The organism is Acinetobacter sp. UBA5934 (assembly GCF_002430855.1).
GTDB lineage: Bacteria > Pseudomonadota > Gammaproteobacteria > Pseudomonadales > Moraxellaceae > Acinetobacter.
Window position 1 is genome coordinate 1 of the sequence record NZ_DJDC01000182.1, and the last position, 10339, is coordinate 10339.

General features: G+C 40.1%; 8 protein-coding genes and 1 pseudogene. 2 read left to right on the forward strand and 7 right to left on the reverse strand.

Features of this window, described 5'->3' with window-relative positions; genetic code table 11:
* The 4 genes and pseudogenes from B2Y23_RS13210 to ppsA all read right to left on the reverse strand — a co-directional run.
* Window positions 1–278, reverse strand: a pseudogene (locus B2Y23_RS13210) (cytochrome o ubiquinol oxidase subunit I); the annotation flags it as partial.
* 3 nt (window positions 279–281) lie between these two features.
* Window positions 282–1352 carry a ubiquinol oxidase subunit II gene (gene cyoA, locus B2Y23_RS13215; RefSeq protein ID WP_291354825.1) on the reverse strand — a complete coding sequence of 357 codons (1071 nt, stop codon included), beginning with the start codon at window positions 1350–1352 and terminating at the stop codon, window positions 282–284.
* 319 nt (window positions 1353–1671) lie between these two features.
* Complete coding sequence (locus tag B2Y23_RS13220; protein WP_291371311.1) at window positions 1672–2442, reverse strand: RDD family protein; 771 nt, start codon at window positions 2440–2442, stop codon at window positions 1672–1674.
* A gap of 101 nt (window positions 2443–2543) precedes the next feature.
* Entirely contained in the window at window positions 2544–4922 is a 2379-nt protein-coding gene (ppsA, locus tag B2Y23_RS13225) for a phosphoenolpyruvate synthase (protein ID WP_291354823.1), read from the reverse strand.
* A gap of 153 nt (window positions 4923–5075) precedes the next feature.
* Between ppsA and ppsR the strand changes: the two genes are divergently transcribed.
* Window positions 5076–5912 carry a posphoenolpyruvate synthetase regulatory kinase/phosphorylase PpsR gene (ppsR, locus tag B2Y23_RS13230; protein ID WP_291371313.1) on the forward strand — a complete coding sequence of 279 codons (837 nt, stop codon included), beginning with the start codon at window positions 5076–5078 and terminating at the stop codon, window positions 5910–5912.
* 7 nt (window positions 5913–5919) lie between these two features.
* Entirely contained in the window at window positions 5920–6750 is an 831-nt protein-coding gene (locus B2Y23_RS13235) for a hypothetical protein (protein ID WP_291371315.1), read from the forward strand.
* Between the two features lie 362 nt (window positions 6751–7112).
* Here B2Y23_RS13235 and B2Y23_RS13240 read toward each other — a convergent pair whose 3' ends face one another.
* From B2Y23_RS13240 to B2Y23_RS13250, 3 genes are all read right to left on the reverse strand, one after another.
* Window positions 7113–7667, reverse strand: a complete 555-nt coding sequence (locus tag B2Y23_RS13240; RefSeq protein WP_291371321.1) for a flavoprotein — start codon at window positions 7665–7667, stop codon at window positions 7113–7115.
* Window positions 7668–7687: 20 nt separating this feature from the next.
* Window positions 7688–8617, reverse strand: a complete 930-nt coding sequence (locus tag B2Y23_RS13245) for a ferritin-like domain-containing protein (protein ID WP_291371317.1) — start codon at window positions 8615–8617, stop codon at window positions 7688–7690.
* A 580-nt stretch (window positions 8618–9197) separates the two neighbouring features.
* Window positions 9198–10199, reverse strand: coding sequence for an LLM class flavin-dependent oxidoreductase (locus B2Y23_RS13250; RefSeq protein WP_291371319.1), 1002 nt, complete (start codon window positions 10197–10199; stop codon window positions 9198–9200).
* Window positions 10200–10339 lie beyond the last annotated feature (140 nt).

Genomic DNA, 10339 nt, shown 5'->3' on the forward strand with positions numbered 1-10339 from the left:
CCTTCACCGCCACCTTTTGCAAGGAATTGCTGAAGACGCATCATGATTGCATCGGCAAAGCCACGCACAAGCATGACAATGGATACAAAGATATACATGATACCAATTTTTTTATGGTCTACAGAGGTGAACCATTCAGTCCACAAGTAGTTCCATTTTTTAAAGTAGGTGATACCCGCAACAACTGCAAGGCCACCTAGGATCATCATAGCAACTGTAACCAGCACGATTGGATCGTGTGGAATTGCATCAGAACCTAACTTACCTAAGAAGCTCATGTCTTATTCCTCTACAGAAGCAGTCGCATGTTCAACATTTACATGAGCTTCAGAAGCGGCAGCTTCGTGACCAGCAGCTGCTGAATGATCAGCACCGTGGTAATTACTCATGTATCTGTTAATCACTGATTCGAACAATTTAGGCTCTACTGAAGAATAATAAGTCACTGGATGTGGCTTAGTTGGATAAGGCTTCAACGCTTCAGCTGCAGCCTTCTCTTCAGGAGTTTGTGCATTCACAACCATTGCTTCGATTTGGTGCTTAGAACGGTTTCCGTCACGTAAGGTTGCAAATTCAGCTTGATCCAAAACAGTTTTTTGAACTGCTTGAGGATTTACTGAAGTACCATTACCTGCTTTAACAGCAGCTACCCATTGAGCGAACTGAGCGTCAGTCACAGAGTGAGCACGGAAATGCATTTGCGAGAAGCCATAACCTGAATAGTTAGAAGAGAAACCGCGATAGCCTTCGGCTGGGCTAGTTTCATCTGCCAAGAAGTTCAAGTGAGTCTGCATACCTGCCATTGCATAAATCTGACCAGACAATGCAGGAATAAAGAACGAGTTCATTGTGAAGTTAGAAGTTAAACGAAGGCTAACCGGAGTTTTTTCTGGGAAGCGGAGCTCGTTAACAGTCGCAATGTTTTGTTCTGGGTAGATGAAGATCCATTTGAATTGTTCAGCAATAACCTGAACAGTTAAAGGTGCTTTATCTGACTCGATTGGACGGTATGGGTCATACTTGTGGGAACCCCACCAAGTTAACCAAGCTAAAATACCAATAATAATGACAGGGATACCCCATACTACAATCTCAATTGCAGTTGAGTGTGCCCATGTTGGTTTATAGTCTGCATCTTTATTCGACGCGCGATATTTCCATCCAAACCACAATGCCATAATTGCTGATGGAATAACCACCAAAAGCATTAAATAAATCGCAGTCATCATCAGGCTACTTTGACCTTCAGCAACTGGACCTTTTGAGTTTAGAAGTACCATATCACCGCCACACCCAGTCAAGAGTGCAGCCATCGCAGATAAAGACAATACAGCTAAAATCGTTTGTCTCATTTTACAACCTCGGTGAAGAGTCCCATTCCCTAATTTAATATGGGGATAGCGATTAAAGTGTCGCATGATTGGAAATGTTTATTTTTCACTTAGAAAATCTAAGCATAGTAAATCCTTCCCAATCATGAGACACCGCTACGTTGTAGGGCATTATGCCTTATATCGAGAAACTAAGCTATATGTAAAGTGGCTTTAAATACCTGTTATAAAAACTGATTTTTTTAGTCGGAATTGAACTTTTATTATATGAATTTTATTTTAATATCAATATTCTGGGGGAAAAACAGGGATATAAAACAATCCCTGTTGAATTGTATGGTTACTGTTTGACCACTTTGGTTTTCGCTAATTTATCATGCAGGGTTTGGCGTTTTTCGCCAATTGCGAATACATGATCAAGAATTGTAATAAATGGCATAAATAGCAAATTTAAAACAATAAAAATAAAGCTGCGTAAAGTGAAAACACGCATCAGACTGGGTTTTTCACCACTGTCGGCATCTACAATTTTAATTTTAGTCAATTTTTTACCGATACTTTGCCCTGATTTTGCTAACATAAATGCCTGAATTCCAAGCATAATGATGATGTATACACACATCGCTTGCCATGCTTCAGCCGGAATTAGAGTAAACAATTGCTGTTGTAACTGCGTGGCCTGAGTTGCACTGTCCGCCGACTGCATCTTTTGCTGAATCTCAGATAACTGGTTAAATTGATCCGGTTTTAGAAAAAAAGAGGGAATCGCTGCGGCGGGTAACCAAAGCAGTAAATCGATAATTTTTGCCAGGATCCGGGTACTAATTGAAGCGAGCTCATTATTAGATACGGCTCTTTTTTCAACTTGAATTTTACGAATAGCAGAATTTTGCAAAGGCGTTTGCTCAGGAAAAGGTGCAGGAGCTGTATAACCTTCAGGTTGATATACAAGTTTACCTTGGGTTAATTCACCTAAAGCTCTCCATTCGGTCATGCCTTGATGCCAAGCCAAATCTGTAAGCAGCACTTGCTGGCTAGCGAGCATTTGATTTAACTGCTCTAAGGTGTATGGACCAGCTTGTTGATTATTACGAGCCAAGTAAATTTGCATAAATATTAAATCTCAAAACGTAAATTAGGTTTGTAGAGCAAACCCTTAAATTATAGATGAAAAAAAAGACCCAAATGTGGGTCTTTTTTTAACATAGTTTCTTAAGCTTGTTGAGCTTTTTCTTCAGCAAGGAAGAACCAAGTGTCTAAAACCGAGTCTGGGTTTAAAGAAACAGATTCAATACCTTGTTCCATTAGCCATTGTGCAAGATCAGGGTGATCAGAAGGACCTTGACCACAAATACCTACGTATTTGCCAGCTTTACGACATGCATGGATGGCCATAGAAAGAAGCGCTTTAACCGCTGGATCACGTTCATCAAACAGGTGAGAAACAATACCTGAGTCACGGTCTAGACCTAGGGTTAACTGAGTCAAGTCGTTAGAACCGATAGAGAAACCATCGAAGTGTTCAAGGAATTGTTCAGCTAACAGCGCGTTAGTTGGCAATTCACACATCATGATCACTTTAAGGCCATTTTCACCGCGTTTAAGACCATTTTGAGCCAACAGCTCTATCACACGTTTTGCTTCAGCTACAGTACGTACGAAAGGAATCATGATCTGAATGTTGGTTAAGCCCATCTCGTCACGTGCTTTTTTCAATGCACGGCATTCAAGTTCAAAGCAGTCACGGAAGTTGTCAGAAACGTAACGGCTCGCACCACGGAAACCAAGCATTGGGTTTTCTTCTTCTGGCTCGTACAATTTACCGCCAATCAGGTTCGCGTATTCATTTGACTTGAAGTCAGACATACGAACAATCACTGGTTTGTCAGCAAAAGCAGCAGCTAGGGTAGAGATACCTTCAACCAGTTTTTCTACATAGAATTCGATTGGAGAAGAGTAACCCGCAGTACGTGCCATTACAGCTGCACGTGTTTCGCGAGGAAGGCTGTCAATATTCAACAATGCTTTAGGATGTACACCAATCATACGGTTGATGATGAATTCTAAACGTGCCAGACCAATACCTTCGTTTGGAATTTGAGCGAAGTCAAATGCACGGTCAGGGTTACCCACGTTCATCATGATTTTGAACGGAAGTTTAGGCATAGATTCGATAGAGTTGCGTTGAATTTCGAAATCCAAAGCACCTTCGTAAATGAAGCCTGTATCACCTTCAGCACAAGAAACAGTTACTTCTTGACCATCAACAAGTACTTCAGTGGCATTACCACAACCTACAATTGCAGGTACACCTAATTCACGTGCAATGATTGCAGCGTGACACGTACGACCACCACGGTTAGTGACAATCGCAGCAGCACGTTTCATCACTGGTTCCCAATCCGGGTCAGTCATATCAGATACAAGTACGTCACCGTCTTGTACCTTGTCCATTTCTTTGATTGAAGAAACGATACGAACTTTACCAGAACCGATACGTTGACCAATTGAACGGCCCTCACACACCACAGTACCTTTTTGTTTAAGCAGGTAACGTTCCATTGTGCCGACATTTTCACGGCTTTTTACAGTTTCAGGACGTGCTTGAACGATATAGATTTGGCCGTCGTCGCCATCTTTCGCCCATTCGATGTCCATTGGAGAACCATAATGGTTTTCAATGATTAATGCCTGTTTAGCAAGTTCTTGCAGTTCGTGATCATTTAACGCGAATTGTTGGCGATCTTGTTTTTCAACATCTACCACAACAACAGATTTACCTGCAGAAGCTTCTTCGCCATAAATCATTTTTTGGTGTTTAGAGCCAAGATTACGGCGCAGGATAGAATGTTTTCCTGCATTTAATAATGGTTTAGACAGGTAGAATTCGTCAGGGTTTACTGCACCTTGAACGACCATTTCACCCAAACCATAAGATGCAGTAATAAACACCACATCACGGAAACCAGATTCTGTATCTAGGGTAAACATTACACCCGCAGCGCCAGTTTCTGAGCGAACCATACGTTGTACGCCAGCAGAAAGAGCAACAACATCATGTGCAAAGTTTTGGTGTACACGGTAAGAGATTGCGCGGTCGTTATAAAGAGAAGCAAAGACTTCCTTAATCGCGATCAGAACGTTTTCGATGCCACGGATATTCAAGAAAGTTTCTTGTTGTCCCGCAAAAGAAGCGTCTGGTAAATCTTCTGCAGTTGCAGATGAACGAACGGCAACCGCGATATCAGGGTTGCCGTTAGATAATTCTGCAAAAGCGGTGCGAACTTCTTTTTCCAGTTCTGCCGTAAGCGGAGTATCGACAATCCATTGGCGAATTTTGGCGCCACTTACTGCAAGCGCATTAACGTCATCAACATTTAAAGTTGATAACTCTGCGTTGATTTTAGCGTTTAGGCCGCTTTGCTCGAGAAATTCACGATACGCAGCCGCTGTGGTTGCAAAGCCACCCGGGACTGATACACCAGCATTAGATAAGTGGCTGATCATTTCACCCAGTGATGAGTTTTTCCCACCAACGAGCTCAACGTCGTGTTTCCCTAATTTTTCTAGACCAATTACGCGCGCTTCCAAAGTTGTTACTCCACTTTTGCAGTATTAATCACTATCTTGGCATGAAATTATAACAAATCGCCTGGCTTTTTGATTTACTCGGCGACAGTCATGTAAGATCGGTTTACTATAAAGATTTTACAGCACTTAGACAAATATTTAAGGAGAATTTTAATGTCAGAAGGTAAACAGATTAAGCGCAGTGTTTTTTTTATCTCTGATGGTACTGCAATTACTGCTGAAACCCTTGGACACTCACTGTTAGCACAGTTTCCTCATGTAGATTTTGACATTCATATTATTCCTTATATTACTTCAGAAGAGGCTGCAATGAATGTTGTAGCTGAAATTAACCAGCGTGCCGATCTGGACGGGCAACAACCTTTGGTGTTTGATACCCTGGTAGACCCTTATGCACGTGATATTATTAATACCGCAAATGCAGTAAATCTTGATGTTTTTGAAGGGCTTATTGGTAAGTTGTCTGAGGTTTTAGGTACTGCGCCTACAACTTTAGTCGGACAAACCCATGCTGTGACCGACTCTGAGTCTTATAAAGCACGTATTGATGCGGTGCATTTTGCCCTGGATAACGATGACGGCGCTCGTACACGACATTATGATAAGGCTGATTTAATCCTGATCGGGGTTTCCCGTTCAGGTAAAACCCCAACCTCAATTTACCTGTCATTACAGTTTGGAATTCGTGTGGCAAATTATCCACTGACCGAAGAAGACCTGGATGACAACCGTTTGCCTGCAGTATTAAAAGCACATAAAAATAAGCTATTTGGCTTAATGATTGATGCAGAGCGACTTGTAGCGATTCGTACCGAGCGTAAAGCCAACAGCCGTTATGCAAGTTTCAGTCAATGTCAGATGGAACTGCGTGCAGTAGAAGGTATTTATATTTCAGAAGGGATTAAATATCTGAACGTTTCTGAAATGTCTATTGAAGAAATTTCAACTCGTATTTTACAGATGACAGGTTTAAAACGTCGTATTGGGTAATTTAAAAATGGAGTTAAATCAAAGTTTAACTCCATTTTTTATCATTGAAAATAAAGATAGTATTTATATGAATAAAGTATTAAAAATAAGAAAAATAGCGCTTTGTTTGGCTGTGTCCAGTCTGATAAATATTCCAGTTTTCGCAGAATCTGTGCTGGATTTTGAAACCCAAATGCTCAAACAATATGATCAAAGCCGTTTAACAGACAGTTATGAAAGTGATGGTATTAATCAACAGGTTGCTTTTAAAATAGCCGATTTTATTGAGAGTCATCCGCAAAGTTTTGACTATAATTTTAAAAATCTAACCAGCAAAAACATGCTTTCTATCCATTATAGCCCTGATCGAGAGCTTAAATTTTATACATTTGATGTCTCTGCAGGCGGCACAATGCGGGAGTTTGAGTCCTATGTGCAATTTAAACAGGGCAAAAAAGTGCTTACTCAGGCAGTGAAGGATGGGGGATTTATCCGATCTGTTCAGCAAATGCAGTTGAACCAGCAAACGGTTTATCTCATTTCCAGTACTTATGTGGGCAGTAGTTGTGTTGGGGCTTATGCTCTACAGGCAGCACACATCAAGAATGCAAAATATAAAGCTATTGATGTGTTTAAAACCAGAACTCAAACCCTGAACCATATTGATGTTGATTATGACTGCAATTATTATCCCAAAAATATAGAACCTTTTGATATGAACCGGCACTATATTCGTATGTCCAAAGACCTTAACAATATAGATATTTTAGTCATCAAGCCATCCGGTGAATTAACTCGAAACTATTTACGTTATCAAAAGACTAAAAATCATTATCAATATATCGGTACGGTAAAATAACACTTAAAAAAGAGACATTCCTGTTTCAGCCTAGTCCCTTGAAGTTTCTTAATTAAATAGCTTTGATATGTTTTGATTCTTTGCCTATTCGAAAGTTTAAAATCATCTTATAGTCGTTGGAAGCATTGACTGTCGTAGTTTTTTAATAAAATTAAATGACATTTATATAGACAATCTCTTGTTTTTGAGAGGCCAAAATGAGGATCTCAAAATATATTTTAAGTCCGCAAGAAAAGCTTGGATTATCCATACACAATGTCCTGAGCCAGTTTTAAATACTGTTTTAAAAGGCAGCGCAAGGAGGGAGACACTGCGTGTCTCCAAAATCTGCTTTAATTAAACTCTGGAAACTGTTAAAGCGATTAATAGGTCGTAATAATTACATCTATAATATGTTCAACACCTTCCATGCTTTGGATCGCATTTTCAGTGATTTTTACCACAGGCCAGGTAATCAGCTTGCAGTTATCTCGTTGCAGTGCAGTGTAATAACTATCCGATTTCAGAAATATCTTATTGCCAGCTGCAGAATTGGGCATAAGCTGGCGTTTTAACCACGTATCCTGTACTTGAGATTCCAGATAGCGAATGGCCAATAACGATTTAATGCGGTTGTTAAATAAACGACGATTCTTGATAATTAAAGGATGCGAAAGCAGTTTGTGAATGCCTCTTTCAGTTTGTGGCAAAATGAAAAGCGGCATATTTTGAAAGACTTTTACAAATTTTGCAGTATTGCAAATCTGCTCCAGATGCATAACTGTCATTTGGTTGCCCCCCACAACAGCCACATTTAAATCTGTAAAATCAAAGTTTTTAATATCTTCAGCAGCAACAATTTTTCCCTGGAATTTCTGGAAAAAATCGGGTGAATTTTGAAAGAACCCATCCAGCGGATTCTTTTTCTTGTTAACCATTTTTATATCCTTTCTTATTTTTACTTCGTTGCAGTTGGTTCTGCAGTTAACTGGTATATCCAAGATGGAACTTTGGGTAAAGATTTTTCTGGAATCTTGTCAGTCATCATTACCATGATATCGACCGGAATATGGAACCATTTTTGCTTGCGGTCGACTACTTTGTAAGCATGAAACTGGATAATCTGATACCAGGGATTACGACGTCCCGCTGCAGTTCGGCCACCAATTCTGGAAAATTTGTTCATTGCAGCATAAAGTTTTTCTTCTGCAAGTCCCAATTTTATAACATTGTCACGCATTTTATTGATTAGCGGTAAATAAGCCAAAATACCGAGCAGTATGCGTGGGTCTATGGCTTTGGCAGCCATCTGCGCAAGTTGAATAAATGTTTTGTTATAGCCCTGGGCTTCCATCACACTAAAACCCACACCGAGGTGACGCGCTTCATCACTATTGATCAGTTTAAATGCCTGATGACAAACTGGATCATCGACGCTGTCGAGCAAAAAAGTACATAAAGCACCATCCAGGGCAACTTCCAGCATTGGAATGACCGCACCTAAAATATAGAAGGGCATGTCATCTGCATAACGATCTAACCATTTAATAATCAGGCGCAGATTTTTATTGGGTTTGGGAATGTCATCTTCCAGCATGTTCCAGCGTTTCATCAATGCCATTTCTGCATTGGCATGCCGCTGTTCTTCTGCATGAAAGATAGCATACATTTCAGCCAGTACCGGATTGGGCGCTTTTTTTGACATCGCCGCAAAAGCACGTGCACCCACATGTTCAATCCACATTAAATCGGCCATAAATTCTTTAAGATTTGGCCATTGTTCAGCTGTGATCAGCTCTTTTCCTGGGGCAGTCCAGTCAATATCAGATAAAGTCCATTGGGTATGTTTGACTTTATCCAGCATTTTTTCCAAGTCGATTGAAGCCATCCTGTACACCTGTAAAATCATTATTTAATTACAAGTGTATGAAAAAGCCGGGCAAAGTAATTTGCCTAAGTGCTTAAACTAGACTGAACATTTTTATCAATTATTTAGTGTGCTGATTTATTGGAATAATTTATTTAACTATTTGATATGTAAAAATAAAGACTTGTCATTAGGGGCCAAGTCTTATCTTTAAAATGTATAAAGTTGTTTAAGAATGTGGGAGGATACGATGGAATAGAATAGCTTTGATGTCAGTTAATTTTTCCATCATCCTGTTCTGGACTGGGCACTTCTGTAGATGAATAATTTGGCATGCTGGGCGGGTGGGTATGTACCCGAAAATAGTCTAAATCACGGATATTCTTTTGCGCGGCAAGAGCTAGGTTTATTGAGGTATTGATTCATTTTATTTTTAATTTTTTGTATTTAATTATTTTTATATATTTATTATGCCTAAGCTAAACCAGATCGTAAATGTTATCCAGGCTGATCTGGGTAATGAATGGAAAATAATAAAGATTATTGCTGTTTAATATAAAAAATAGCACCTAAAAAGGTGCTATCTGGAATTTTTAAACGATCAGGAATTTTTGATATTCATTAACAATTCAAAGTTCTGAATACGTTTATCCGTGTCATAGATGTCACAGGTAAAAATAAACTCATCGACATCATATTTTTCTAACAGCTTTTCTAATCCGGCTTTGACTGTTTGAGGTGAACCAATTTGTGCCAGTGCATAGAAGTTATCCACCGACATTTTTTCCGCTGGTGACCACAAACCTTCCATGGTTTTTACCGGGGCTTTGAGTTTTAAGCTTTGTCCACGCATTAAACCCAGTACACGCTGATAGGCACTCGTGGCTAAATATTCAGCTTCTTCATCGGTCTCAGCCACTACAGTAGGAACACCCATGGAAACATAAGGACGTTCCAGATATTCAGATGGTTCAAAGTTCTCGCGATATAGCTGAATTGCTTGACCCAACATACGCGGTGCAAAATGTGAGGCAAATGAATAGGGAAGTCCTAATTTTGCTGCCAATTGTGCACTGAATAAACTTGAACCCAGCAACCAGACGGGAACATGGGTATTTTGGCCTGGAGTCGCCACAATACGTTGATGCGGCACAGGTTCTTTAAAATATTGCAGTATTTCTAGCACATCTTGTGGAAACTGGTCTTCGGTTTCTTGACGACCGCGACGTAAGGCACGCATGGTCACCTGGTCTGTACCTGGAGCACGTCCCAAACCAAGTTCAACACGATTTGGGTAAAGGGTGGCTAAAGTACCAAATTGCTCTGCAACCACCAAAGGAGCGTGGTTTGGTAACATGATACCGCCGGAACCTACCTTTAAAGTTTCGGTATTGGCAAGGATATAGCCCAGTAACACGGCAGTTGCCGAGCTGGCGATTCCATCCATATTATGATGTTCTGCCAGCCACAGACGTGTGTAGCCCAATTGTTCGGCTTTTTGCGCCAGTGCTAAAGCATGATGTAATGAAAATTGAATGCTTTTATCATCACGGACGGGTGCAAGTTCAAGAATTGAAAATTGGGTGTCTTTTAATGAACGCATTTGTTTTCTCTAAGATCAAGGCTAAGAAAAGCATACGCTGCCTGCTTGAACTTGTATATCGTTTTTTTTCGATATATTGCCATTCTCAGTATGAATTAAGTAATTAGGCTACTTAAATAAAAAAAGCACCCGTAGGTGCT

Coding starts and splice junctions, on each gene's coding strand:
- ppsR (WP_291371313.1), top strand. CDS start 5,076: ATGTCAGAAGGTAAACAGATTAAGCGCAGTGTTTTTTTTATCTCTGAT.
- cyoA (WP_291354825.1), bottom strand. CDS start 1,352: ATGAGACAAACGATTTTAGCTGTATTGTCTTTATCTGCGATGGCTGCA.
- B2Y23_RS13240 (WP_291371321.1), bottom strand. CDS start 7,667: ATGGTTAACAAGAAAAAGAATCCGCTGGATGGGTTCTTTCAAAATTCA.
- B2Y23_RS13250 (WP_291371319.1), bottom strand. CDS start 10,199: ATGCGTTCATTAAAAGACACCCAATTTTCAATTCTTGAACTTGCACCC.
- B2Y23_RS13245 (WP_291371317.1), bottom strand. CDS start 8,617: ATGGCTTCAATCGACTTGGAAAAAATGCTGGATAAAGTCAAACATACC.
- B2Y23_RS13220 (WP_291371311.1), bottom strand. CDS start 2,442: ATGCAAATTTACTTGGCTCGTAATAATCAACAAGCTGGTCCATACACC.
- B2Y23_RS13235 (WP_291371315.1), top strand. CDS start 5,920: ATGGAGTTAAATCAAAGTTTAACTCCATTTTTTATCATTGAAAATAAA.